Source organism: Streptomyces sp. NPDC017890 (genome assembly GCF_044328675.1).
GTDB lineage: Bacteria > Actinomycetota > Actinomycetes > Streptomycetales > Streptomycetaceae > Streptomyces.
In genome coordinates, this window is the sequence record NZ_JBIRHU010000002.1 from 409,262 (window position 1) to 432,190 (window position 22,929).

A 22,929-nucleotide genomic window follows, 5' to 3' on the forward strand; every position below is an offset into this window, starting at 1 on the left:
GTGAACGGTTAGTTCCAAAACATTCCGCCCATCCCTGAAACGGGTGATTAATGGTATGTCGCTCGATCATGCCGGACTTCCCGTGCCGTCGGGGTGAACAGTGAGTCCACATGGACGACCTCGACGACATGGACCACCGGATCGTGACGGCGCTCAGAGCCTGCGGCACGGACCCGCGCGTGGCCGGAGCCGCGCGTGCCCTGTCCTGGGCCGGGGAGCACGGAGCGCTGTGGCTCGCGGCGGGCCTCGCCGCGGCCGCCGTGGACGGCACGCGGCGAGCGGCCTGGCTGCGCGGCACGGCCCTCACCGCGGGCGCGCACATCGTCAGCATGGGCGTGAAGCGCGTCGTGCGCCGTCCCCGCCCCTCGCACGTCGTACCCCTGGTGCGCACCGCCGGCCGGCACTCCTTCCCCAGTTCCCACGCCACCTCGGCCACGGCGGCAGCCGTCACCTTCGGCGCGCTCGGCGTCCACGCCGCCTGGCCACTCGCCGCCGCGGTGTGCGCCTCCCGGCTGGTCGTCGGCGTCCACTACCCCTCCGACGTGGCGGCGGGCGCGGCCCTGGGCGCGCTCACGGCCCGGCTCGGCGCCGACTGGATGCGCGGAGGCAACCGTGACTGACACGACCGTTCTGCGGCAACGCGTCCCGGAACAGCCCTCCGAGCCCGCGCCGCCCCGCCCCAGGGGGATCGCGGCCGGCCTGCTGAGGACCGCCCGCCCACGCCAGTGGGTCAAGAACGTCCTGGTCGTCGCCGCCCCGGCCGCCGCCGGTGAGCTGTTCTCCCGGCACGCGCTCACCCAGCTGGCCCTGGTCTTCGTCCTGTTCACCGCCTGCGCAGCCGCCGTCTACCTCGTCAACGACGCCCGCGACGCCGAGGCCGACCGCGCCCACCCGGTCAAGCGGCGCCGCCCGGTCGCCGCCGGACAGGTTCCGGTGCCGGTCGCGTACGCCGTCGGCGGAGCCCTGGGCGTCCTCGCGCCCGTCGTCGCGGCCCGGCTGTGCCCGCCGTCCGTCGCGGCCCTGCTGACCGCCTACCTCGCGATGCAACTGGCGTACTGCGTCAGCCTCAAGCACGTCCTGGTCGTCGACCTCGCCGTCGTCACCACCGGTTTCCTGATGCGGGCGATCATCGGAGGGCTCGCGCTCGGCATCCCCCTGTCGCGCTGGTTCCTCATCACGACCGGCTTCGGCGCGCTGTTCATGGTGGCCGCAAAGCGCTACTCGGAGGCCGTGCAGATGGCCGGGAAGGCGGGCGCCACCCGCGCGCTGCTCACCGAGTACACCACCGGCTACCTCCGCTTCGTCTGGCAGCTCGCGGCCGGCGTCGCCGTCCTCGGCTACTGCATGTGGGCCATGGAGGAAGGCGGCGTCCCGCACACCAGCGTGCTGCCCTGGCGCCAGTTGTCCATGGTCGCCTTCGTCCTCGCCGTCCTGCGCTACGCGGTCTTCGCCGACCGCGGCACCGCGGGCGAGCCCGAGGACGTCGTCCTGCGCGACCGGGCGCTCGCGCTGATCGGCGCCGTGTGGGTCGCGATGTACGGCCTGGCGGTGGCCAATTGGTAGACGGCCCCGCCGAGGGAACCCGGCGGGAGGTGATCGGCTTCGCCGCCGCCGGCCTCCTCGCCTACGCCGTCGATCTCACCCTCTTCACCACCCTGCGCGGCCCGGCGGGCGTCGACCCGCTCACCGCGAAGACCCTCTCCTTCGTCGCCGGCTGCTCCGTGGCGTACGCGGGCAACGCGCTCGGCACCTACCGGCACACCCGCCCCCGGGGCCTGCGCCCCTACGCCGTGTTCTTCGCGGTGAACGCCGCCGGAGCCGCCGTACAGCTGCTGTGCCTGGCCGTCAGCCACTACGGCCTCGGCCTCACCTCGCAGCGCGCCGACACGGTCTCCGGCGCGGGAATCGGCATGGTCCTGGCCACGATCCTGCGTTTCTGGGGCACAAGAACACTGGTCTTCCGCACCGGGGCGGGAACCGGTGACACGACGGGACCACGGACCCAGGCGAGCGGGGGCGGAGTCGGATCATGGACTGGCTGAAGAAGCTCCCCGTGGTGGGGCCGTGGACGGCGCGGCTGATGACCACGCACGCGTGGCGCTCGTACGAGCGGCTGGACCGGGTGAAGTGGACGCGACTGGCCGCCGCCATGACCTTCACCAGCTTCGTCGCGCTCTTCCCGCTGCTCAGCCTGGCCGCCGCCGTCGCCGCCGCCACGCTCAGCAAGGACCAGCAGGACAAGCTCCAGGACACGATCGCCGAGCAGATCCCCGGCATCTCCGACCAGCTGAACATCCAGGACCTGATCGACAACGCCGGCACCGTCGGCCTCATCGCCGGCGCCCTGCTGCTGTTCACCGGCGTCGGCTGGGTCGACGCCACCCGCGGCTGTCTGCGCGCCGTCTGGGAGCTGCCCGACGAGGAGGAGAACCCCGTCCTGCACCGGGCCAAGGACGCCGGTGTCCTCGTCGGTCTCGGCGGCGCCCTCCTGGTCACCGTCGCCATCTCCACCGTCGCCTCGGCGCTGGTCGGCTGGATCATCCGGCAGCTCGGCATCGCCGAGGGCGGCTTCGGCGGGGTGCTGCTCCACATCGCCGCGTTCGCCGTCGCCGTACTCGCCGACTTCCTCCTGCTGCTGTACGTCCTGACCCTGCTCCCCGGCGTCCAGCCCGCGCGCCGCCGCCTGGTGGTGGCCGCGCTGGTCGGCGCGATCGGCTTCGAGCTGCTGAAGCTGCTGCTGAGCGGCTACATGCAGGGCGTCGCCGCGAAGAGCATGTACGGCGCCTTCGGCGTCCCCGTCGCCCTGCTGCTGTGGATCAACTTCACCTCGAAGCTGGTGCTGTTCTGCGCCTCCTGGACGGCGACGGGGAGCAAGGCGGAGGAAGTGGGGGAAGCGGAGGGAGCCGGGGGAGAGGACGTCAGGGGCGCGTCCGGCGACGGACCAGGTCCGGCAGCGGCCACTTCCGGTTGACCAGGAACGCGCCGCCCGCGAGCAGGACCAGCAGCCCGGCGGTGATGCCGGCCGCGACTCCGATGCCACCGGAGCCGTCCGCGGCCGGGGCACCCGCCACCGGCTGCGCGCCCACAGCGCCCTTCCCGCTGCCGCCGGCCTCCCCGGAGGCGACCGCACCGGGCTCGGGGCTCGCCTGCGCGGCGCTCCTCGGCGGCACCAGCTCGCCCACCGGCCGGACCTTGCCGGCCGCCTCGAAGCCCCAGTCGAACAGGCGGGCGGTCTCCTTGTAGACCTCGTTCTGCTCGTCCTTCGCCGGGTTCATCACCGTGACGAGGAGCACCTTGCCGCCCTGCTCGGCGACGCCCGTGAAGGTGTTGCCCGCGTTGGTGGTGTAGCCGTTCTTGACGCCCGCGATGCCGGGATAGACGCCGACGTCCGAGCCGCCGGCGAGCAGCCGGTTGGTGTTCTGGATCTCGAAGGGCTGCCGGGACGTCCTGCCCTTCTCGTCCTTCTTCGTCTCGCCCGGGAACTTCGCGCGGACCGTCGAGGCGTACTCGCGGAAGTCCTTCTTCTGCAGCCCCGAGCGGGCGAACAGCGTCAGGTCGTACGCGGAGGAGACCTGTGCCGGCGCGTCGTAGCCGTCGGGGCTGACCACGGTCGTGTCGAGGGCCTGCAACTCCTCGGCGTGCTCGTTCATCTCCTTGACGGTCTGACCGACACCGCCGTTCATCGCGGACAGCACGTGCACCGCGTCGTTGCCGGAGCGCAGGAAGACACCGAGCCACAGGTCGTGGACGGTGTACGTCTCCTCCTCCTTGATGCCGACCATGCTGGAGCCGGCGCCGATGCCCGCCAGGTCGGAGGGGACGACCTTGTGCTTGGTCGTCTTCGGCCACTTCGGCAGCAGCGTGTCGGCGAACAGCATCTTCAGCGTGCTCGCCGGGGCCAGCCGCCAGTGCGCGTTGTGCGCGGCGAGCACGTCACCGGACTCGGCGTCGGCCACGATCCACGAACGGGCGGTGAGGTCCTTGGGCAGCACGGGTGCCCCACCCGCCAGATCCACCTGCGTACCGGGCTTGCCGAGCCGGGCGCCGCCCACGGCCGACATCGACGCGGGGGGTGTGGCCGACGGACTGGCCGAGGGACCGGCCGACGGGTTCGCCGGAGGGCTCGGGGCGGCGAGCGCGGCGGGGGAGAGGAGCGCGAGAGCGGTCAGGGCGGCGGAGGTGACCAACAGGGATCGCCTGACGGCCTTCTTGGGTGCGGGCACGAGCGAGAACGTACCTCCCGCGAGCGGTGCGGTCCCACTCCCCTCCCCACCCCGGACACGGATCCGGACACCCGGCGGCGATACTGGATGCATGAAGCTCAGCCGCCCCGTCTCCTGGTTCCTGCTCGCTTTCGGGGTGTGGAGCTGGATCATCTGGATCACTTTCGTCAAAAATCTGATCAAGGACAGCAGTGGGCTCGCGTTCGAGGACGGCGACCCCACGGCGTACTTCTGGGTGCACCTGCTGCTGGCCGTCGTCTCCTTCGTACTGGGGACGGCCGTCGGGGTCATCGGGTTGCGCTCGGTGCGCGCACTGCGCCGAAGGTCATAGGCGTCACGGACGCCACAACCGAGGGGATACGACGGCATGGTGGTCGTCTACGCGCTTGTCGCGCTGGCAGTGGTGAGCGTCCTTGTGGCGTCCAACTGGTACGTGTGGCGGCGCCTGTTCCGCGACACGACCCGGGGCCCCGGTCCCGTGCGCCGTATCGGCGCGGTGGTGGTCGCCGGGGGCTGGGCGCTGGCCGTCGGCGCGCTGGTCGCGGGGCGCGCGGGTGCCCCCTTCTGGCTCGAGCGCGTCCTGGCCTGGCCGGGCTACCTGTGGCTGGCCCTGTCCATCTACCTGCTGCTGGCGCTGCTGGTGGGCGAGGTCGTCCGTCCGCTGCTGCGGCGGTTGCTGGAACGGCGGGACGCCGCGCGGCAGGCGGAGCCGGAGCCGGAGCCCCTGCGGGCCCCGTCCGTGGACACGGAGCGCATACCGGCCGGCACGGCCCCGCCCAGGACGCCTGAGACACCCAAGGCGGGCGGGACACCCGAGACACCCAAGGGGGGCGGGACACCCGAGACGCCCGAGGCCGGCGAGACACCCCGGACGCCGGCCCCCGGCGCCCCGGCCGGCGGCACATCCGAGAGCCCCCTCGCCCTCCCCTCCCGCCGCCTCTTCGTCTCCCGCGTCGTCGCCGGCGCCGCCGCCGCGGCGGCCGTCGGGACGGTCGGCTACGGCACGTACGGTGTGCTGAACGGCCCGACGGTGAAGCGGGTCACCGTGCCGCTGGCCAAGCTTCCGCGCGCGGCGCACGGTTTCCGCATCGCCGTGGTCAGCGACATCCACCTCGGCCCGGTGCTCGGCCGGGGCTTCGCGCAGAAGGTCGTCGACACCATCAACTCCACGCAGCCCGACCTCATCGCCGTGGTCGGCGACCTGGTGGACGGCAGCGTGAAGGACCTCGGCCCGGCGGCGGCCCCGCTGGCCCAGCTGAAGGCGCGGCACGGCGCGTACTTCGTCACCGGCAACCACGAGTACTTCTCCGGCGCCGAGCAGTGGGTCGCCGAGGTCCGGCGGCTCGGGCTGCTCCCGCTGGAGAACGCCCGCACCGAGCTGCCCCACTTCGACCTCGCCGGCGTCAACGACGTGGCGGGCGAGGACGAGGGCCAGGGCCCCGACTACGCCAAGGCCCTCGGCGACCGGGACCGGGCCCGCGCGTGCGTGCTCCTCGCCCACCAGCCCGTGCAGATCCACGACGCCGTCGACCACGGCGTCGACCTCCAGCTCTCCGGCCACACCCACGGCGGCCAGCTCTGGCCGGGCAACCTCATCGCGGGCGCCGCCAACCCCACGCTGGCGGGCCTGGAACACTACGGCGACACCCAGCTGTACGTCAGCCGCGGCGCGGGCGCCTGGGGGCCGCCCACGCGCGTGGGGGCGCCCTCGGACGTCACGGTGATCGAGCTGGCCTCACTGCGGGCCTGAGCGGTCCTCCCGGGCGGCGTCCTCGGCGGGCGCCGTCCTCTTCGCCGGGTCCGGGAGCGCCTTGGTCATCCCGGGCAGGAAGTCCGTGAACAGCTCGTGCACTTCGCGCACCAGCGGGCGCAGCACCCGGAAGCGGGCCAGTGCGACGCCCCGCGCGGTGAGCCGGGCGCCGCGTTCGGCGAGGCGGTAGCTGCGCTCGCGTCCCTCCGTGCGGTCGAAGATCCAGTACAGGCAGAGGCCCATCTGGGAGAGCCACATCAACTCGGGCAGGACGTCCCGCAGTTCCGCGTGCACCTTGGTCTTCGCACCCGCCAGGACCTGCCGGTGGACGTTGATGGCCTCCACGCGCGCGTGCTCCGACTCGGGGGAGAAGGGGCTGAGCGGGCTGTCCGGGTCGGCCGCGTTCTTGAAGAACTGCACCGCGAACTCGTGGTACGGCGTCGCGATGTCCAGCCAGACCTTCAGCACGCCCGCCAGCCGTGCCTCCAGATCGGTCTCCCGGGCCAGGACCTCCCGGACCGCCGCCTGGTGTTCGGCGGCGATCCGGTCGTAGAAGCCCTGGATCAGGTGTTCCTTGCCGGCGAAGTAGTAGTACGCGTTGCCGACGGATACCCCGGCCTCCTGGGCGATGGCCCGCATGGTCGTCCGGTCGTAACCGCGTTCCTGGAAGAGCCGCATGGCGGTCTCCAGGATCAGCGCGCGGGTCTGCTCGGACTTGCTGAGGGGGGCTCCGTCGTCGGAGCCGTCGTTCTTCGCTGGCACGGGAGTGAGCCTAACGACTGGCGCAGGTGCCGTCGTCGCAGCCGGGTCCGGCGTACGTCCACCCGAGGCGCGGTTCGTAGACCCACCCGTCGGCGCGGCGGTACCCCTGGCCGCCCCATTGCCGTTGCGCGCCCCGCCACTTGGCGGCGGCCAGGACGGCCCCACGGGCCAGCCGCGCCCCGGTGGGCGTACTGAGCCGGTGGGCCAGTCGCCGGTGCTCGCGCAGGGCCCACAGGACGACGATCCAGGCGGCGGCGCCCCGGTAGACCTGGCCGGCGTCGCCCACGGCGGTCACCTCGTCGAGGGTGGCCGCGTGATCGAGTCCGGGGAAGCGCCGGCGTGCCTCGTCGGACCCGGCCGGGACCGGCTCCAGCGGCACCAGCCGAGGCTGCCGCAGCAGCCAGTCCCGCACGTGGGTGCACAGGGAGCACTCGGCGTCGTAGAGGACGGTGAGCCGGCGCACCGGGGCGACGGCCGTCGGGGGAGCGGGTGCCGTCGGTGTCATCGGCTCAGGCACCGGCCGCCGGGGCCACCCAGCCCTGTGGCGGGACCGGCGGCACCTGTTCCCGCTCCATCATCCCCCGCCGCCGGATCCGGTTGAGCACGTACACGTTGCCCAGGTGCATCACGCCGAGCACCAGGAGCACCACGCCCAGCTTGGTCGAGAGCGCCTCGAAGATCCCGCGGGTGTCGACGACGGTCTCGTCGTCGCTCAGGTAGAGGGCGACGAAGCCGAGGTTGACGAGGTAGAAGCCGACCACCAGGAGGTGGTTGACGGCGTCCGCGAGCTTCTCGTTGCCGTGCAGCACGTCGGCGAGGAAGACCCGGCCGTTGCGGCTGAGCGTGCGGGCCACCCAGATGGTCAGTCCGATGCTGACCAGCAGGTAGATGACGTAGGCGATGACGGTGCGGTCCATGCCCCACCCCTTCTTGAACGCGTTCAAAACGCTGACGAGAGAGACTCTAGACCTGTTTTTGAACGTGTTCAAGCGAGCTTCCGGGTTGGCGGGACGGGGCCGCGGCCGTTCAGGGGCGGCGGCCCAGCTCCGGTCGCTTGGAGTAGTCCGTGAGGCCGATGACGTTGCCCCACGGGTCGGCGAACTCCACGGTCCAGCCGGTGGCGACGGGGAAGGGTTCGCCGAGCGGCTCCACCCCCGCGTCGCGCAGTGCCCGGTCCGCGGTGCGGGCGTCCATCACCTCCAGCCACACCCGCGCCGAGGGCCACGGCGGCGGCCGCCGCCCGAACTCCTCCTCCACGCGCAGCAGGAGGCCCGGTGTCTCGCCGCCGGCCTTCAGCAGTGCGATCCCGGCCTCGTCGAGCCGGAAGGCGACCGGGAAGCCGGCCCGCTCGTAGAAGCCGACGGCCTCGGCGAGGTCCCCGACGGGCAGCAGCACGTTGTCGAACCCGAGCAGTTCGTACGACTCATGATCTGACATGACGTCACATTAGGTGCGCGCGGCGTGAAGTGATCCGGACCCGGCGGCGGGGCGGCTCAGGGGTCACTCGCCCGGGCGGACGGCCGTTCTCGGCGCCCGACTTCACTTCGACCGCCTGGTCCTACAGTATGACCGGCAGTTTCCCGCACCTTCCAGGAGTGACACCACCGTGAGCGAGCAGCCGCAGCAGCCGTCCCAGCCGCCCGGTTACGGCTACCCGAACCAGGCCCCCGACGCACCCGGCCAGGCCGGCCCCTACGGCTACCCGCAGGGCGGCTACCAGCAGCCCTCCGGCGGCTACCAGGCACCCGGACACCAGCAGGCACCCGGTTACCAGCAGGCACCCGGTGGCTACCAGCAGGCGCCCGGCTACCAGCAGGCGCCCGGTTACCAGCAGGCGCCCGGCTACTACGCCGCCGACCCCGGCGCGCCCTACGGCTACGACCCCTACGGGCGCCCGTACTCCGACAAGTCGAAGGTCATCACCGGGGTGCTCCAGCTCTTCCTCGGCACCTTCGGCATCGGCCGCTTCTACGTCGGCTCCGTCGGCGTCGGCATAGCCCAGCTGCTCACCTGCGGCGGTCTCGGCTTCTGGGCGCTGATCGACGGCATCATCTACCTCGTCAGCGACGAGCGTACGGACGCCCAGGGGCGGGTCCTGCGTGGCTGACGCGGCCCGTCCCGCGCGGGCCGGAGGGCGGCGCACGCCGTGGCACCCCGCGGCGGCACCCCTCGCGGTGCTCGTCGCGGGCGCCGCGGGCGCCGGGTACCTGTGGTTCACCGACCCGCACGAGTCAGGCCACCTGCTGCCCCAGTGCCCGTTCCGGTACGTCACCGGACTGCTCTGCCCGGCCTGCGGCGGCACACGCATGACGTACGACCTGATGCACGGTCAGTTCGCCGCGGCCTGGCTGGACAACCGCGCCCTGCTGCTCGCCGCGCCGTTCGCGCTGGCGTTGTGGGGCCGCTGGACGGTGGAGGGCCTGCGCGGCCGTTCCTGGAGTCCCCGGATCGCCCCGTGGGCGCAGGTGCTGATCCTGGTGGCGGCGGTGGCCTGGACAGTGGTCCGCAACCTCGTCTGAGCCCCCGCGGCACCGCGGCGCCGTGGTGGCATGCCGCCGCGGTAACGACCGGCAGATCGACAGATCACGGAATGGGAACATTCGATCGAATCCACTCCCACCTGCCCCGCCCGTCTCTCTATGCTCCTCACGCACAGGGGGGACGGCCACGGCAGTGCGTGGGCCGCCGTGCACGGTCGGTGTGCGATCAGCGGTGTTCCTTCCTGGCCTCCGGGCAAACCGTCCCGGCCCGTCCCGCATCTCCCCAGGAGCACCACCATGACCGTTCCCCCGCACGCCGCCGCGCCCTTCGGCGTCGACCCGCAGGGCCGCCCGTACTCCGACAAGTCGAAGATCGTCGCCGGTATCCTCCAGCTGTTCCTGGGGACCCTGGGCATCGGCCGCTTCTACGTCGGCTCCGTCGGCGTCGGTGTCGCCCAGCTGCTGACCTGCGGTGGCCTGGGCTTCTGGGCGCTGATCGACGGCATCATCTTCCTGGTCAGCAACGACCGCACCGACAAGGAAGGCCGCCCGCTGCGCGGCTGACCCCGGCGTGACAGGGCCTGGGACCGCTCCCCGCGGCCGTACGGCCATGGGCCCTGACCGGCGCTGAAGACAGAACAAGGCGGCACCACCGGACGACGCGGTGGTGCCGCCGCCCGTTGGAACGGGCCCGCGACCGTCAGTCCTGGCCGGGTGCCGGCCTGCGCCGTCCGGCGGCAAGGATTTCGTCGACGTCCAACGTGACCTTGGCTCCCAGGGCGTCCGGGAGGGTGACCTGCTCGCCGGGGGAGTGGACGCGGTGGGTGGCGTAGTCGGCCTCGTCGGGGTCGGTGAGGACGTGCAGGCGCTGGTGCTTGCGGTCGACGATCACATAGACGGGGACCTTGGCGGCGGCGTAGGCGGCGACCTTGGTCTTCAGGTCGTTCTTCCAGTTGCCGGAGGTGACCTCCAGGACCAGCCGGAAGCAGACGGGGTCGTAGGCGTTGTTCTCGACCAGGTGGTCGTCGACGTCCGCGTCCACCACCGCGAGGTCGGGGATGGCGTAGTCCTCGGCCTCGGTGGGCAGCCAGAGGCCGACGCCTTGCAGAACCTCGGTTTCGCCGTCGTCCAGCCCTGCGGCGATGAACGGCCGCATGAGCTTGGTCAGTGCGCGGGCGTGCGGGGCATCCGGGGACGGAGTCACGAGGAGATTCCCTCCGATGATCTCGACGCGGTAGCCCGGATGGCGCTCCATGATCTCGTCGGCGATGGTCGTGAGCGTGACCGGCTCGTCGTCGTGATCGAAGGGCTGCTCGACGGATGCAGCGGACATCACGTGCCTCCCGTGGGCTGGTGTCGAGAGCATCATCGTAGGCCGGGGAAGGCCCGGGAGGCGCTTCCGGCGGCCGTCACCCGATCGTGTGGCATATGCCAGAGGGCCCCGTCTCCAGGGGAGACGGGGCCCTCACGGACGTACGGCGTCACGCGCCGGCGGACGTCAGAAGCGGCGCGTGATCAGCGCCCGCTTCACCTCGGCGATCGCCTTGGTGACCTCGATACCGCGCGGGCAGGCGTCCGTGCAGTTGAAGGTCGTGCGGCAGCGCCAGACGCCGTCGCGGTCGTTCAGGATCTCCAGCCGCTGCTCGCCGGCCTCGTCACGCGAGTCGAAGATGAAGCGGTGGGCGTTGACGATGGCCGCCGGGCCGAAGTACTGCCCGTCGTTCCAGAACACCGGGCACGACGAGGTGCAGGCGGCGCACAGGATGCACTTCGTCGTGTCGTCGAAGCGCTCGCGGTCCTCGGCGCTCTGGAGGCGCTCACGCGTCGGCTCGTTGGTGTCCTTCGTGATCAGGAAGGGCATCACGTCCCGGTACGCCTGGAAGAACGGCTCCATGTCGACGACCAGGTCCTTGAGGACCGTCAGGCCCTTGATGGCCTCGACCGTGATCGGCTTCTCGGGGCTGATGTCCTTGATCAGCGTCTTGCAGGCAAGGCGGTTCTTGCCGTTGATCCGCATGGCGTCCGACCCGCAGATGCCGTGCGCGCAGGAACGGCGGAAGGTCAGGCTTCCGTCCAGGTCCCACTTGATCTTGTGCAGCGCGTCGAGGACACGCTCCTTCGGGTCGATCTCCAGCTGGAAGTCTTCCCAGGCCGCCTCGGCCGAGACCTCCGGGTTGAACCGGCGGATGCGGAAGGTGACCGTGATGTACGGGGAGTCGGCGAAGCCGGGCTCGGGGGCCTTGTCGCTCTTCTCCATGACAGGGGTAGCCATCAGTACTTACGCTCCATCGGCTGGTAGCGGGTCTGGACGACCGGCTTGTAATCGAGCCGGATGGACTCGGCGCCGTCGTCGCCCACCTCGCGGTACGCCATGGTGTGGCGCATGAAGTTGACGTCGTCGCGGTTGGGGAAGTCCTCGCGGTAGTGACCGCCGCGCGACTCCTTGCGGGCGAGCGCGGACACCGCCATGACCTCGGCCAGGTCGAGCAGGTTGCCCAGCTCCACGGCCTCCAGCAGGTCGGTGTTGAAGCGCCGGCCCTTGTCCTGGATCGCCACGTTCCTGTAGCGGGCGCGCAGCTCGCCGATCTTCTCGACGGCCGTCTTGATCGTCTGCTCGGTGCGGAACACCATGACGTTGGCGTCCATGCACTCCTGCAGCTCGCGGCGGAGCGTCGCCACCCGTTCGTTGCCGGTGGAGTTGCGCAGCCGCTCGATCTGCTCGACGACCAGGGACTCGGGGGCCTCGGGCAGCTCGACGAAGTCCGCCTTCTGGGCGTACTCCGCGGCGGCGATGCCGGCCCGCTTGCCGAAGACGTTGATGTCCAGCAGCGAGTTGGTGCCCAGGCGGTTGGCGCCGTGCACGGACACGCAGGCCACCTCGCCGGCCGCGTACAGGCCCGGGACGACGGTGGTGTTGTCCGCGAGGACCTCGCCCTCGACGTTGGTCGGGATGCCGCCCATGGCGTAGTGCGCGGTGGGCTGGATCGGGATCGGGTCCGTGTAGGGCTCGATGCCGAGGTAGGTCCGCGCGAACTCCGTGATGTCGGGCAGCTTGGCGTCCAGCTGCTCCGGCGGGAGGTGGGTGAGGTCCAGGAAGACGTGGTCGCCCTCGGGACCGCAGCCGCGGCCCTCGCGGATCTCCGTGTAGATGGAGCGCGAGACGACGTCGCGGGAGGCGAGGTCCTTCATGACCGGCGCGTACTTCTCCATGAAGCGCTCGCCGTCCTTGTTGCGGAGGATGCCGCCCTCACCGCGGGCGCCCTCCGTCAGCAGGATGCCCATCCGCCAGATGCCGGTCGGGTGGAACTGGAAGAACTCCATGTCCTCCAGCGGCAGCCCGCGCCGGTACACGGCGGCCTGGCCGTCACCGGTCAGCGTGTGCGCGTTGGACGTCACCTTGAAGAACTTGCCGGTGCCGCCGGACGCGTAGATCACGGACTTGGCCTGGAAGACGTGGATCTCGCCGGTGGCCAGCTCGTACGCGACCACGCCGGCGGACTTCTTGACGCCGTCGACCTCGGTGATCAGCTGGTCCAGGACGTAGAACTCGTTGAAGAACTCCACACCCTCCTTGACGCAGTTCTGGTACAGCGTCTGGAGGATCATGTGACCGGTGCGGTCGGCCGCGTAGCAGGAGCGGCGGACCGGCGCCTCACCGTGGTTGCGGGAGTGCCCGCCGAAGCGGCGCTGGTCGATCGTGCCGTTCGGCGTCCGGTTGAACGGCAGGCCCATCTTCTCCAGGTCGAGGACCGAGTCGATGGCCTCCTTCGCCAGGATCTCGGCGGCGTCCTGGTCGACCAGGTAGTCACCGCCCTTGACCGTGTCGAAGGTGTGCCACTCCCAGTTGTCCTCCTCCACGTTGGCGAGCGCGGCGGCCATGCCGCCCTGCGCGGCGCCCGTGTGGGAGCGGGTGGGGTAGAGCTTCGTCAGGACGGCGGTGCGGCTGCGCTTCGTCGACTCGATGGCCGCGCGCATGCCGGCGCCACCGGCGCCGACGATGACGGTGTCGTACTTGTGTACCTTCATGATTTTCGCAGCCCCGTGCCTAGCGGATGTTCGGGTCGAAGGTGAAGATCACCAGCGTGCCCAGCAGGATGGTGAACACCGTGGCGGTGTAGAGCAGGCCCTTGAGCCACAGCCGGGTGTTCGGGCGCTCCGCGTAGTCGTTGATGACCGTGCGCAGGCCGTTCGCGCCGTGCAGCATCGCGAGCCAGAGCATCAGCAGGTCCCAGACCTGCCAGAACGGCGAGGCCCAGCGGCCCGCCACGAAGGCGAAGCCGATCTTCGAGACGCCGCCGTCCAGCACCAGCTGGATGAGCAGGTGCCCGATGACCAGGACGACCAGCACCACGCCGGACAGGCGCATGAACAGCCACGCGACCATCTCGAAGTTGCCCCGCGTGGACTTCGGGGTCTTCTTGGTGCGCTGGCGGGGGGCTTCGATGAGCGGCGCCGGATTGTCGACGGAGTAGATCGACGCGCCCTCGACGGGGCCGACTCCGGAAGCGGGGGTTTCAGTCGTGGACATTGGCGTCAGCTCCCGAAGAGTTCACGAGCGGCGTGGCCGAGAACGGGGTAGATCGCCCCGATCATCAGCACGACCCACAGGCCGACGACGGTCCAGAGCATCTGCTTCTGGTACCGGGCGCCCTTGACCCAGAAGTCGACGGCGATGACGCGCAGGCCGTTGAGCGCGTGGAAGAGGATGGCGGCGACGAGGCCGTACTCCAGCAGCGCGACGATCGGCGACTTGTACGTGGCCACGACGGTGTCGTAGGCCTCGGGGGACACACGGACGAGAGCGGTGTCCAGCACGTGGACGAACAGGAAGAAGAAAATGAGGACGCCGGTGACTCGATGAGCCACCCAGGACCACATTCCTTCCCGGCCGCGGTACAGCGTTCCAGCCGGCACGGAAGTTTCCTCCGGGAGCGGGGATTGGGGCCGCGCCGGCTTTCCTTGTCGGTCGGGCCCGGCCGGGTACGGTCCACCGGCCCCCAGCATCGTAGCGACGGTTGCCTGCGGCGCTTACGGGGGGCCTGCCTGTGTGATCAAAGTTGCACTCAAAAGAGCAGTGGACGGGCCGTGTGGCGGGTGGTTCAGGCGGTTTGCCCGGGTGCCGTGCCCCGGGTCACCCGAAGCCGGGCGCGCCCAGTGGCGGAGCCGCCGACGTCACCGACCGGTGCCCTGCAGGGCGCCGGTCAGCCGGGCCCTCGCCAGGCGCCGTAGTTCCTCCGCCGCGACCCCGCGCTCTTCCTCCGGATCGTTTGCCAATCGTGACCGGATGCCTTCGAGTACGTGGTCCAGGGCCTCGTCGGCGGGCAGACCGTCCAGGCAGATGACGAACGCGTGGCCGAAGCGGCTCTCGTAGGCCGCGGTGGCCGCGCTCAGGGCCGTGTGAGCCGCCGCGTACGTGTCCTGTGGCAGGGCCGGCAGGGCCTCCGCCGCCAGGGCCTCCGTCAGGTCGTCCAGGGAGAGGTCGTAGGCCGCCTCGTCCGCCGCCGCGAGGAGGGCGGGCAGGTCGGGGTAGGGGCGGTGGGCGGTGAGGCGGTGGGCCCAGTGCCGGCAGTTCAGGCAGGCGAGGAGGGTCTGGACGGCCTCGTCGGCGGGCGCGGTGTTGAAGCGTTCCAGTGAGGAGGCTGTTACCGGTGTGACGCGGGTTTGCGTCGGTACCGGTATGGCCACTCGGCCGGGGAGGTCTGGGAGACGGTGCGCAGGCAGCGTGGGTCCTCGTGGGCTTCACGTGTGTGTCGGCAGGGGATTGTGCGAAAGATGTGGCGTCACGTTATCGAGTGACGGCATGTCGTGTCCGTCCGATGCCCGAATTTCACCCGAACGGGAGAGTTTCAGAACATGTGGTGGACGCATGACGGAGCTCACGGCCGTAGGTTGGCGCTGTGAGCCAGCAGGGACGCCGGACACCGGCGCGCAATGTGAGGCAGCGGGCCGTGATCACCGGTGCGGTGGTCGCCTCGCTCGGTGTGGGAACCGGCCTGTGGGCCACCGACAGTGAGGGCGACGGCGGGCCCGCGGGCTCGGCCGCGAGACCCTCCCAAGAGGCCGCCGCGCCCAGCCCCAGCCGCTCCTACCCGCTGTCCGAGGAGCCGCGCACCATACCCGCCGTACGCGACCACGCGGCGGCCCGCGGCCCCGGCTGGCAGCCGGAGAAGGCGCACCGCGTCGTCGTCGCCGACGCCGGGCTCGCCGACGAGGGGCGCCTGGTCGCCGGCGAGCTGGGGCTGACGTACGCGGGGGAGAAGGACGACGAGCGCGCCGGGGACGTGCTGCTGGACGTCGGACAGGACAAGGGCGCGGACCCGGAGTCGTACACCATGACCGTCCGCGACGGCCGCGTCACCGTCACCGGGCCGGCCGAGGCCGGCGTCTACTACGGCACCCGCACCCTGAAGCAGGCCGTGGACGGCGGCGGCACCGCACCGGAGGGCGTCGTGAAGGACGAGCCGGCCAAACCGCGGCGCGGCTTCATGCTCGACATCGCGCGCAAGCACTACGACGCCGACTGGATAAAGGACCGGATCCGCGAGCTGGGCGACCTGAAGTTCAACGAACTGGGCCTGCACTTCTCCGACGACCAGGCCTTCCGCATCGAGTCCGACTCGCACCCCGAGATCGTCTCCGACGACCACCTGACCAAGGCCGAGGTCAAGGAGATCGTCGACCTCGCCGCCTCCCGCCACATCACCGTCGTCCCCGAGATCGACTCGCCCGGCCACCTCGGCGCCGTGATCGCCGCCCACCCCGACCTCCAGCTGCGCAACGCCCAGGGCACGGCCACGCGCGGCGCGATCGACATCTCCAAGCCGGAGGCCGCCGAGATCGTCGACGACCTGATCGACGAGTACGCCGGCCTCTTCCCCGGCTCCCGGTTCCACCTCGGCGCCGACGAGTACCAGGCGCTCGTGGTGTCCAACCCCGAGGCGTCCTATCCGCAGCTCGCCGCCGCCGCCCGCAAGGCGTACGGCTCCGGCGCCACCGTCGCCGACCTCACCACCGGCTGGCTGAACGGACGCGCCAAGACGGTCCAGGCCCACGACCGCACGCCGCGCGCCTGGAACGACGGCTTCTTCAAGGACACGTCCGTCGAGCCCCTGAAGGACATCAAGGTCGCCTACTGGACCGGCAAGGAGATCGGCGCCCGCCAGCCCGCGGAGTACCTCAGCGAGGGCCGCGAACTCATCAACTACAACGACGAGTTCCTCTACTACGTGCTCGGCGAGCCGCAGACCTTCGTCTACCCGACCGGCGAGCGCATCTACGAGCAGTGGACCCCGCGTGTCGTGCGCGGCACCACCGCGGTCGACGCGAAGTACGACGACCAGATCCTGGGCGGCAGCTTCGCCGTCTGGGGAGACCTGCCGAACGCCCAGACCCAGGCCCAGGTCGCCGAAGGCATCCGGCTGCCACTGGCGGCGACGGTCCAGAAACTGTGGGACCCGGACAAGCCCGAGCTTTCCTGGGCGGACTTCAAGGCGCTGGCGAACCGGCTCGACTGATCCCGCACGCCCCCCGGGCGTCGCGCGGATTGCCCGATACGGCTGCGAACTCCCGTACGGCTGTGGTGGTCTTCTGACGATCCGAACCGACACGCCGGGGGGAGCCGGGACATGGGCTACTGGGGGTATTTCGTCGTGGGCCGCGCCGAACGGCCGCTCACGGAACTGGACGCGCTGTCGGGCGCCACGGACATGACCTTGCGCCAGTCCGCGCCGGACGGCTGGCAGGTGTGGGAGTTCCCGGGCGGCGACGGAGACGTCGGGAACATGAACGACCTGGCCGGGCAGACCGGCGCACCCGCGCTGTTCGGGTACGTCATGGACAGCGACTGCGTGGTCGTGGAGGCGGCGGCGCCGGAGAGCGGGGCGTGGACGACCTGCCTGGCCCGGGCCGCGATGGCCGGGTACCTCGGGGCCGAGAACGAAGGGCTCACCCTCGAGGACTACTTCCTGGAGCCCCGGGACGCCGCCGAGCGTGCCGTGGCCTGGGCCGCCGAGGCCGGGCGCACCGCGAGCGCGGGGGAGCTGGCGGAGGTGCTGGCCGCCGACCCGGGCGCCGGCGCGGGGACCGATACCGATACCGGTGCTGGTGTCGGTGCCGGTGCCGCTCAAGATGCCGGCCCGGTGGCCGAAAATCTCTTCTTCCGGTTCCTCGACCGGCTGGGTGTGGTGCCGCTGTGACACTCCCGGGCCGTCGCACGCAGTAAGGGGAAATGCGGGATCCGTGGTGGTGAGCGGGCCGGAGCGACAGGAACAGGGAGGCATCGGATGAGCCTGGTGGAACTGATCGCGCGGGCCGACTCACGCGGACTCGCCGGGAGCGGACTGGCTTGTCTGGACCGCTGCCTTCCCCTGCTGGACGGCGACGACGAGGTCCTCAGACCTCTGTGGGCGACCCTCGCCGACGACGCGGGCGACGGCGGCGGGCCCGACTGGGCGCGGGGGCTGGCGCAGGTGCGCGACAAGCTCGCCGGCCCCGACGCCGAGGGCGAGGACGAGGCCGTGCTCCTGGCCCGCCGGATGCTGGCCGCTGCGCCGGCCGAGTGCTCCGGTGCCCGGATACGGGCGTGGGCCGACGCCTGCTCCGTCGCCTCGCTCCGCGTCCACCGGCTCCTCGACCCCGCGGCGGACACCGCCCCCGGGGCCGACGTACGCCGGGAGGGCGGTGCGGCGGGCGGTACGGACGGACTGTCGCCACTCGTCGCCGCCGAACTGCGCCGCCAGGTCACCGTCCTGGAAGTGCTCGCCGGCCACGGCCCGGCCGGGCTGCGCCGGGCCCTGGAAGTCTCCACGGAGGGGCGCCGGGTGCTGCGCGCGGTGGTGTCCCGCCGGGCGCGCGGACGGGGCTGACCGGGCCGGCCGCCGCACGACCGCAGCGCCCACCACGGCAGCGCCCACCACGGTGCCGCCTGTGACCGTCGTGCGGCGAACCCGCGGCGGCCGTGCGGCGGACGTGGTGGAGGTGGGGCGGTCCTGCGCCGGTTGCGGAACGGCCCGCGCATCCGTGTGACGAAACCCGGCCCGGCGGCGCTCCAGCAGGTGTGACGACTGTGACCAGCGGATTGACGACCCAGCACGAAAGCCGGCCGCCGGCCGCCGCGAAGCCGGTGCGGTGGGCGGCGGACGCCGTGTCCATGATGCGCGAGGGCGCCCGGCTGCGCCTGGACTACTCGGCGCAGAGCCTGTGGCGCGTCGACCGCGTGATCGACGGCATCCGGCGCGAGGGAGCGCCGTACGCCGCCGTGGAGACGGCGCTGCGCGGACTCGGCGCCTACGCGGGCGAGGTGATCGTGCGGCAGACCGGTGGCGAATGGTGGGCGACCGGCGGCGACCACTGGGTCCGCACGCCCGACGGCCGCCTGTGGGACCCGATCGACGAGGCCCGCCGCTGCTTCGCCGGCGACGGGTCGCTCCGGCTGCTGTGCCGGGACACGGCGCCGCCCCGTTGACGGCCCGGCCGGCACCGCACGGAAACGGTTCCCCGGTCACGGACCGTACGGAAACGGTTCCCCGGTCACGGACCGTACGGAAACGGTTCCCCGGTCACGGACCGTACGGAAACGGCGCACCGGCCGCGGACCGTACGGAAACGGCGCACCGGCCGCGGACCCTACGGAAGCGCCGGGCCGGGCGGCGCGCACTCGCCGGCGGGACGACTGGCGCCCGCGTGAACGCGCAGGCGCGGGGCGCACGCTGGAGACCGCGCTCTCGGTGCTGCCGGCGAGCATCACCCTGGGCGGCGTCGCCCACGCGGCGATCGGCGGCAAAGGCGGCTCGGCCGCGGACGCCGGACCGGACCGCTCCCGTCCGCCCGCCGCCACGGGTGGTACCGAGGTCCGGCCGGTGAACACCCCGCGCCCCGCCCGCACGGCGTCCGGCGGACCCGCAGGGCCGGACCACCCGGCCACCGCCCGGGACGGCACGGGCAGACCGGGCAGGGCGGCCGTGCCGGAGCGGCCGAACGGCGACGCCGACGACGCGGGCGAGGGGAACGGCGACGGGGGCGGCACGGGGCGGGCGGACCAGGCGCCCGGCAAGGGCAAGTAGCCTCGCACCTGCGGCGACCGAGGCGACCGAGGCAACGGCCGGGGCCGCCACCCCCCACAGGAGAGGCCCCGGCCGTCGCGCGGTACGGGCCGCGCGGCGGCCCGTACTCCTTACAGCGCCGCGACTGCGTTTTCTGTCACACCTCACCGCGTCACGGCTTAGTTGCATCTTGTACGGCAATGGGATGGGGACATGGACGAGTGGCGGTTTCAAGACGTAACGTGCCATTCGCGCCGATCAGTGGGAGCCTCACTCCCGCCACACACCCGCAGTGACCACCGCAAACCATCGATTGAGGGACCACGACGGCGAGTACCCGGTCCGCGAGAGCGGCGCCGGCTGAGGCGCAAAGAGAGGCTCGGTGCTGGGGGACGACGCGGAGCTGACCGCCGCGGTGCGTGCGGCACAGGACGGGAACGAGACCGCGTTCCGGACTGTGTACCGCTCGGTGCATCCGCGACTGCTGGGCTACGTACGGACACTGGTCGGCGATCCCGACGCCGAGGACGTGGCGTCCGAGGCCTGGCTGCAGATCGCCCGTGACCTGGACCGGTTCGACGGGGACGCCGACCGGTTCCGCGGCTGGGCCGCCCGCATCGCACGCAACCGCGCGCTGGACCACATCCGCATGCGGGGCCGCCGGCCGGCGACGGTCGGCGACGAGTCGGAACTCACCGGCAAGCCCGCCGAGTCCGACACCGCGGACGAGGCGATGGAGGCCCTGGCCACCGACAGCACCCTCTCCCTCATCGCCCGGCTGCCTCAGGACCAGGCCGAGGCCGTCGTCCTGCGCGTGGTGGTGGGACTCGACGCCAAGAGTGCCGCAGAGACCCTGGGCAAGCGGCCCGGTGCCGTCCGCACGGCGGCGCACCGCGGCCTGAAGCGCCTGGCCGAGCTGCTCGGCGGCGATCCGGAATCGAGCGGCGGGCTCGACGCCCTGCCGCCTCAGCGAGAACCGCACCGCCGTGCGGTGACGTCCGCGACTGTGACGCATACGCGTGCGCGGACGCAGAAGGACATGTGATGGCCGACGAGCAGGACAGGTGGCTGGACCGCGAAACGGCGGAGACCTTGCTGCGCGGAGAGTCACCGGAGGCTGTCGACCCCGCGGCCCGCGACCGGGCCGAACGGCTCGCCCGGGCCCTGGGCGCACTCTCCGCGCCACCGGCGCCGACCGGCGAGGAACTGGCCGGCGAGGCCGCCGCGCTGGCCGCCTTCCGCAACGTACGGGCAGAGCGGGCGGCCGCTGCGTCGGGGACGTCTGCCGTCCCTGGGCGCGGTGCCGCGACACAGCCCTCCGACACCGGACTGGTCCGCATCGGCCCCCGCGCCGACGGCGTCCGGCGGCCCCGCCGGAGCCGTCCGCTGCGACTCGGGCTGGCCGCCGCGCTGACCGTCGGCATGGTCGGCGGGGTGGCGGTCGCCGCCGGAACCGGATTCCTGCCGACGCCGTTCGACAGCGCCGAACCGGAACCCGCCGCCACCGTCTCGGCCGCCGCGTCCCCGGACCGCCCGCCCACCTCGCCCACGCCGCTGGACGGTGTGCAGGGCGGATCGGTGCCCGGCGCGCGGGACCGGGGCGGCGCCAGGAACGACGCCGACGGCGGCACGGCCGAGGACCGCGGCTCGGGCGCCCCCTCCGACGACCGGGCGGCGAGCGGCTCCGGCGGCGGACGGCCGGGCCTCTTGGCCGCCTGCCGTGACGTACGTGCCGGCAAGGAACTCGAGGGCGCCCGCAGGCGCGCGCTGAAGGACGCGGCCGGGGGCCCGTCCCGGGTCGGGAAGTACTGCGGCGACCTCCTCGCCGGGCCCGCCGGCGCCGCCCAGAACCGCAACGGCGGCAAGGAGGGCAGGGAGTCCGACGAGTCCGGGGAGTCGGTCCGGGAACGGGAGACCGAGAAGGGCACGGGTGACTCCGGCAACAAAAGCAACAAGAGCAACAAGAGCAACAAGAGCAACAACAACGACAAGAGCGACAAGGGTGGCAACAGCGACAAGGGTGGCGACAGCGGCAAGGGAGACGAGGGGGACGAGGGCGGAAAGAAAGGGGACGGCGACAAGGGGGCCAAGGACGATGACGACGACGGCCCTCACATAACCCCGCCCGTCGGGCACCCCCTCGGTCCGCACGCCCCCTCGGCCTTCGCACCCCTGTCGCGGCAGTGGCCGGCACACCCGCCGCACGCGTCGTCCGCTCTCGTCGACACCGTCCGACCTGCGCTTTCGCAGGATCTGGAGGTTTTCTCCGCCGAGGGTGTGACACTTTCGGCCGCCGTGACGCAGTAATGAGTGAGCCGACTGGTCATCGGCTTTCGCACCGAGCCGGGGTTCCCCCCGTACCTACGGCTCGTGCACCTCGGCGCGGGCGGGGCATGTTCCCCCGGTCCCGCCCGCGCCCGTTCCTCACGCACCTCTCCGTCTCATCGGTGGACGACGACCTTGTCGCCGTTCCTCACCTGCGCGTACAGGTCCGCGATCGCCGCCTCGTCCCGTACGTTGACGCAGCCGTGCGAGGCGCCCGCGTAGCCGCGGACGGCGAAGTCGTCCGAGTAGTGCACGGCCTGGCCGCCGCTGAAGAACATCGCGTACGGCATGGCCGAGTCGTAGAGCGTCGAGACGTGGTGGCGGGACTTCCAGTAGACCTGGAACACGCCCTCCCGGGTCGGCGTGTACTGCGAGCCGAACCGCACCGGCATCGTCGACACGGTCCGTCCGTCGATCATCCAGCGCAGCGTCCGGCTCGACTTGCTGACACACAGCACCCGCCCGGTCAGACAGCGCGGGTCGGGTGCGGCGGCCGGCTGCCCGCCCATCAGATACAGCTCCCACCTGCCCGGCTCCCGTGACATCCCCAGCAGCCGCTGCCAGGTGACCGTGTCGGTGCGGCCCGTCACGGGCAGCCCGCGCTTGCCCTGGAAGCCGCTCACCGCGCGCTCGGTCAGGTCGTCGTACGTCCCGGTCGGGCCGTCGACGAGCCACTCCACCTGGCGCAGCCGGGCCTGGAGTTCACGGACGTCCCGGCCGGTGTCGCCCCGCCTCCACAGCACCCGGGGCTCGCTGCGGGCGGGCGGCGCGCTCAACGGCCGGTCACCGGCCGGTGCGCGCTTCGGCGGCGCCCCGGTGACCTCTATGTGCACCGGCGCGCGCCCCTCGCCGTCCACGCCCGTGCCCTGCACGGTGCAGCCGGCCGCCGCCAGTACGGCCCCCAGGGCGACGGCAGTCGCCCTCCCCGTCTTTCCCGCACCCGTCATACGCATCACGGCCCCCCGCCGTCTCACCGCCCCGCACGGACGTCCCCCGAGATGTTCCCCACGGATGACGCTCCACGAACGGCACGGCATCGTTGTGACCGGGACCGCAACGAGGTTGTGAGCAAGGTCCCAGCGTGCGCCTCTCCACCGGGTGCACGCGCGCGGATACAGTCCGTCGAACGGCCGGTCTGCAGTGGCGAGTAAGTGACGGTAGTTCGAGCAGTTCGAACATGTGCTCAGCGGGAGGCATCACACCATGGCGCGCGAGTCAGAGTCCGGACTGCCCATCGAACCGGTCTACGGGCCTGATGCCCAGGCGGGCTGGGATCCGGCGGAGAAGCTGGGTGAGCCGGGGGAGTATCCCTTCACCCGGGGTGTGTATCCGTCGATGTACACGGGCCG

At 71.9% G+C, this 22,929-nt stretch carries 29 protein-coding genes; 17 read left to right on the forward strand and 12 right to left on the reverse strand.

Annotation, left to right across the window (positions count from 1 at the left end; translation table 11 throughout):
* The first annotated feature begins 110 nt into the window (after positions 1–110).
* The 4 genes from ACH4F2_RS04805 to ACH4F2_RS04820 are packed head-to-tail and all read left to right on the forward strand — an operon-like array spanning position 111 to position 2,971.
* The gene (locus ACH4F2_RS04805; protein ID WP_398131230.1) at positions 111–620 is read left to right on the forward strand and encodes a phosphatase PAP2 family protein; all 510 of its coding nucleotides are present in this window, start codon (positions 111–113) and stop codon (positions 618–620) included.
* A complete protein-coding gene (locus ACH4F2_RS04810; protein ID WP_398131231.1) occupies positions 613–1,563 on the forward strand; it encodes a decaprenyl-phosphate phosphoribosyltransferase in 951 nt (316 codons plus the stop codon). The genes ACH4F2_RS04805 and ACH4F2_RS04810 overlap by 8 nt, the downstream gene beginning before the upstream one ends.
* Positions 1,557–2,042: a GtrA family protein gene (locus tag ACH4F2_RS04815; RefSeq protein WP_398131232.1), complete on the forward strand. Its 486-nt coding sequence runs from the start codon at positions 1,557–1,559 to the stop codon at positions 2,040–2,042. The genes ACH4F2_RS04810 and ACH4F2_RS04815 overlap by 7 nt, the downstream gene beginning before the upstream one ends.
* On the forward strand, positions 2,030–2,971 hold the full coding sequence (locus tag ACH4F2_RS04820; protein WP_398131233.1) for a YihY/virulence factor BrkB family protein: 942 nt from the start codon (positions 2,030–2,032) through the stop codon (positions 2,969–2,971). The genes ACH4F2_RS04815 and ACH4F2_RS04820 overlap by 13 nt, the downstream gene beginning before the upstream one ends.
* Here the strand turns inward: ACH4F2_RS04820 and ACH4F2_RS04825 are convergent.
* Positions 2,919–4,223, reverse strand: coding sequence for a D-alanyl-D-alanine carboxypeptidase family protein (locus ACH4F2_RS04825; RefSeq protein WP_398131234.1), 1,305 nt, complete (start codon positions 4,221–4,223; stop codon positions 2,919–2,921). The two genes, ACH4F2_RS04820 and ACH4F2_RS04825, sit on opposite strands and share 53 nt — an antisense overlap.
* Before the next feature lie 91 nt (positions 4,224–4,314).
* Here ACH4F2_RS04825 and ACH4F2_RS04830 point away from each other — a divergent pair, with 91 nt between their 5' ends.
* The gene (locus tag ACH4F2_RS04830) at positions 4,315–4,554 is read left to right on the forward strand and encodes an SCO4848 family membrane protein (RefSeq protein WP_398131235.1); all 240 of its coding nucleotides are present in this window, start codon (positions 4,315–4,317) and stop codon (positions 4,552–4,554) included.
* A gap of 36 nt (positions 4,555–4,590) precedes the next feature.
* Entirely contained in the window at positions 4,591–5,973 is a 1,383-nt protein-coding gene (locus tag ACH4F2_RS04835) for a metallophosphoesterase (protein ID WP_398131236.1), read from the forward strand.
* Here ACH4F2_RS04835 and ACH4F2_RS04840 read toward each other — a convergent pair.
* The 4 genes from ACH4F2_RS04840 to ACH4F2_RS04855 form a co-directional block, all read right to left on the reverse strand.
* Positions 5,959–6,735, reverse strand: a complete 777-nt coding sequence (locus ACH4F2_RS04840) for a TetR/AcrR family transcriptional regulator (RefSeq protein WP_398131237.1) — start codon at positions 6,733–6,735, stop codon at positions 5,959–5,961. The two genes, ACH4F2_RS04835 and ACH4F2_RS04840, sit on opposite strands and share 15 nt — an antisense overlap.
* Before the next feature lie 10 nt (positions 6,736–6,745).
* Positions 6,746–7,240: a thiol-disulfide oxidoreductase DCC family protein gene (locus ACH4F2_RS04845; RefSeq protein ID WP_398131238.1), complete on the reverse strand. Its 495-nt coding sequence runs from the start codon at positions 7,238–7,240 to the stop codon at positions 6,746–6,748.
* A gap of 4 nt (positions 7,241–7,244) precedes the next feature.
* Positions 7,245–7,652 (reverse strand): hypothetical protein, encoded by a 408-nt coding sequence (locus tag ACH4F2_RS04850; RefSeq protein WP_398131239.1) that lies wholly within the window; start codon positions 7,650–7,652, stop codon positions 7,245–7,247.
* A 109-nt stretch (positions 7,653–7,761) separates the two neighbouring features.
* On the reverse strand, positions 7,762–8,172 hold the full coding sequence (locus tag ACH4F2_RS04855) for a VOC family protein (protein WP_398131240.1): 411 nt from the start codon (positions 8,170–8,172) through the stop codon (positions 7,762–7,764).
* Between the two features lie 169 nt (positions 8,173–8,341).
* Here ACH4F2_RS04855 and ACH4F2_RS04860 point away from each other — a divergent pair, with 169 nt between their 5' ends.
* From ACH4F2_RS04860 to ACH4F2_RS04870, 3 genes are all read left to right on the forward strand, one after another.
* Positions 8,342–8,842 (forward strand): NINE protein, encoded by a 501-nt coding sequence (locus tag ACH4F2_RS04860; protein ID WP_398131241.1) that lies wholly within the window; start codon positions 8,342–8,344, stop codon positions 8,840–8,842.
* On the forward strand, positions 8,835–9,254 hold the full coding sequence (locus ACH4F2_RS04865; RefSeq protein WP_398131242.1) for a DUF2752 domain-containing protein: 420 nt from the start codon (positions 8,835–8,837) through the stop codon (positions 9,252–9,254). The genes ACH4F2_RS04860 and ACH4F2_RS04865 overlap by 8 nt, the downstream gene beginning before the upstream one ends.
* Positions 9,255–9,512: 258 nt before the next feature.
* On the forward strand, positions 9,513–9,779 hold the full coding sequence (locus ACH4F2_RS04870) for a TM2 domain-containing protein (RefSeq protein WP_398131243.1): 267 nt from the start codon (positions 9,513–9,515) through the stop codon (positions 9,777–9,779).
* Positions 9,780–9,915: 136 nt separating this feature from the next.
* Here ACH4F2_RS04870 and ACH4F2_RS04875 read toward each other — a convergent pair whose 3' ends face one another.
* From ACH4F2_RS04875 to ACH4F2_RS04900, 6 genes are all read right to left on the reverse strand, one after another.
* Complete coding sequence (locus ACH4F2_RS04875) at positions 9,916–10,548, reverse strand: Uma2 family endonuclease (RefSeq protein WP_398131244.1); 633 nt, start codon at positions 10,546–10,548, stop codon at positions 9,916–9,918.
* A gap of 165 nt (positions 10,549–10,713) precedes the next feature.
* Positions 10,714–11,487, reverse strand: a complete 774-nt coding sequence (locus ACH4F2_RS04880) for a succinate dehydrogenase iron-sulfur subunit (protein ID WP_398131245.1) — start codon at positions 11,485–11,487, stop codon at positions 10,714–10,716.
* A complete protein-coding gene (gene sdhA / locus ACH4F2_RS04885) occupies positions 11,487–13,241 on the reverse strand; it encodes a succinate dehydrogenase flavoprotein subunit (protein WP_398131246.1) in 1,755 nt (584 codons plus the stop codon). The genes ACH4F2_RS04880 and sdhA overlap by 1 nt, the downstream gene beginning before the upstream one ends.
* 19 nt (positions 13,242–13,260) lie before the next feature.
* Positions 13,261–13,743 (reverse strand): succinate dehydrogenase hydrophobic membrane anchor subunit, encoded by a 483-nt coding sequence (locus ACH4F2_RS04890; RefSeq protein ID WP_398131247.1) that lies wholly within the window; start codon positions 13,741–13,743, stop codon positions 13,261–13,263.
* A gap of 5 nt (positions 13,744–13,748) precedes the next feature.
* Positions 13,749–14,129: a succinate dehydrogenase, cytochrome b556 subunit gene (gene sdhC / locus ACH4F2_RS04895; RefSeq protein ID WP_398131248.1), complete on the reverse strand. Its 381-nt coding sequence runs from the start codon at positions 14,127–14,129 to the stop codon at positions 13,749–13,751.
* 258 nt (positions 14,130–14,387) lie between these two features.
* Positions 14,388–14,900: a 2-oxo-4-hydroxy-4-carboxy-5-ureidoimidazoline decarboxylase gene (locus ACH4F2_RS04900; RefSeq protein ID WP_398131249.1), complete on the reverse strand. Its 513-nt coding sequence runs from the start codon at positions 14,898–14,900 to the stop codon at positions 14,388–14,390.
* 263 nt (positions 14,901–15,163) lie between these two features.
* Between ACH4F2_RS04900 and ACH4F2_RS04905 the strand changes: the two genes are divergently transcribed.
* From ACH4F2_RS04905 to ACH4F2_RS04935, 7 genes are all read left to right on the forward strand, one after another.
* Complete coding sequence (locus ACH4F2_RS04905; protein WP_398131272.1) at positions 15,164–16,729, forward strand: glycoside hydrolase family 20 protein; 1,566 nt, start codon at positions 15,164–15,166, stop codon at positions 16,727–16,729.
* Positions 16,730–16,840: 111 nt separating this feature from the next.
* Positions 16,841–17,410, forward strand: coding sequence for a hypothetical protein (locus ACH4F2_RS04910; RefSeq protein WP_398131250.1), 570 nt, complete (start codon positions 16,841–16,843; stop codon positions 17,408–17,410).
* A gap of 87 nt (positions 17,411–17,497) precedes the next feature.
* Positions 17,498–18,079 (forward strand): hypothetical protein, encoded by a 582-nt coding sequence (locus ACH4F2_RS04915; RefSeq protein ID WP_398131251.1) that lies wholly within the window; start codon positions 17,498–17,500, stop codon positions 18,077–18,079.
* Between the two features lie 212 nt (positions 18,080–18,291).
* On the forward strand, positions 18,292–18,678 hold the full coding sequence (locus ACH4F2_RS04920) for a hypothetical protein (RefSeq protein ID WP_398131273.1): 387 nt from the start codon (positions 18,292–18,294) through the stop codon (positions 18,676–18,678).
* Positions 18,679–18,940: 262 nt separating this feature from the next.
* Positions 18,941–19,276, forward strand: a complete 336-nt coding sequence (locus ACH4F2_RS04925) for a hypothetical protein (protein ID WP_398131252.1) — start codon at positions 18,941–18,943, stop codon at positions 19,274–19,276.
* A gap of 361 nt (positions 19,277–19,637) precedes the next feature.
* Positions 19,638–20,300 (forward strand): RNA polymerase sigma factor, encoded by a 663-nt coding sequence (locus ACH4F2_RS04930; protein WP_398131253.1) that lies wholly within the window; start codon positions 19,638–19,640, stop codon positions 20,298–20,300.
* Entirely contained in the window at positions 20,300–21,562 is a 1,263-nt protein-coding gene (locus tag ACH4F2_RS04935; protein WP_398131254.1) for a hypothetical protein, read from the forward strand. Before ACH4F2_RS04930 ends, ACH4F2_RS04935 begins: the two co-directional genes overlap by 1 nt.
* 134 nt (positions 21,563–21,696) lie before the next feature.
* Here the strand turns inward: ACH4F2_RS04935 and ACH4F2_RS04940 are convergent, their stop codons facing one another.
* Positions 21,697–22,533: a L,D-transpeptidase family protein gene (locus ACH4F2_RS04940; protein ID WP_398131255.1), complete on the reverse strand. Its 837-nt coding sequence runs from the start codon at positions 22,531–22,533 to the stop codon at positions 21,697–21,699.
* 250 nt (positions 22,534–22,783) lie between these two features.
* On the opposite strand from ACH4F2_RS04940, the gene ACH4F2_RS04945 reads away from it, so the two are divergent.
* Positions 22,784–22,929 (forward strand): methylmalonyl-CoA mutase family protein (locus tag ACH4F2_RS04945; RefSeq protein WP_398131274.1); only part of this gene is annotated, 146 nt, incomplete at its 3' end.

Excerpts from the sequence above, each read along its gene's own strand:
- ACH4F2_RS04830 (WP_398131235.1), top strand. The coding sequence starts at position 4,315 with ATGAAGCTCAGCCGCCCCGTCTCCTGGTTCCTGCTCGCTTTCGGGGTG.
- ACH4F2_RS04870 (WP_398131243.1), top strand. The coding sequence starts at position 9,513 with ATGACCGTTCCCCCGCACGCCGCCGCGCCCTTCGGCGTCGACCCGCAG.
- ACH4F2_RS04890 (WP_398131247.1), bottom strand. The coding sequence starts at position 13,743 with ATGTCCACGACTGAAACCCCCGCTTCCGGAGTCGGCCCCGTCGAGGGC.
- ACH4F2_RS04915 (WP_398131251.1), top strand. The coding sequence starts at position 17,498 with ATGAGCCTGGTGGAACTGATCGCGCGGGCCGACTCACGCGGACTCGCC.
- ACH4F2_RS04875 (WP_398131244.1), bottom strand. The coding sequence starts at position 10,548 with ATGTCCGCTGCATCCGTCGAGCAGCCCTTCGATCACGACGACGAGCCG.
- ACH4F2_RS04845 (WP_398131238.1), bottom strand. The coding sequence starts at position 7,240 with ATGACACCGACGGCACCCGCTCCCCCGACGGCCGTCGCCCCGGTGCGC.
- ACH4F2_RS04855 (WP_398131240.1), bottom strand. The coding sequence starts at position 8,172 with ATGTCAGATCATGAGTCGTACGAACTGCTCGGGTTCGACAACGTGCTG.
- ACH4F2_RS04935 (WP_398131254.1), top strand. The coding sequence starts at position 20,300 with ATGGCCGACGAGCAGGACAGGTGGCTGGACCGCGAAACGGCGGAGACC.
- ACH4F2_RS04850 (WP_398131239.1), bottom strand. The coding sequence starts at position 7,652 with ATGGACCGCACCGTCATCGCCTACGTCATCTACCTGCTGGTCAGCATC.
- ACH4F2_RS04805 (WP_398131230.1), top strand. The coding sequence starts at position 111 with ATGGACGACCTCGACGACATGGACCACCGGATCGTGACGGCGCTCAGA.
- ACH4F2_RS04880 (WP_398131245.1), bottom strand. The coding sequence starts at position 11,487 with ATGGCTACCCCTGTCATGGAGAAGAGCGACAAGGCCCCCGAGCCCGGC.
- sdhA (WP_398131246.1), bottom strand. The coding sequence starts at position 13,241 with ATGAAGGTACACAAGTACGACACCGTCATCGTCGGCGCCGGTGGCGCC.
- ACH4F2_RS04940 (WP_398131255.1), bottom strand. The coding sequence starts at position 22,533 with ATGCGTATGACGGGTGCGGGAAAGACGGGGAGGGCGACTGCCGTCGCC.
- ACH4F2_RS04835 (WP_398131236.1), top strand. The coding sequence starts at position 4,591 with ATGGTGGTCGTCTACGCGCTTGTCGCGCTGGCAGTGGTGAGCGTCCTT.
- ACH4F2_RS04820 (WP_398131233.1), top strand. The coding sequence starts at position 2,030 with ATGGACTGGCTGAAGAAGCTCCCCGTGGTGGGGCCGTGGACGGCGCGG.
- ACH4F2_RS04910 (WP_398131250.1), top strand. The coding sequence starts at position 16,841 with ATGGGCTACTGGGGGTATTTCGTCGTGGGCCGCGCCGAACGGCCGCTC.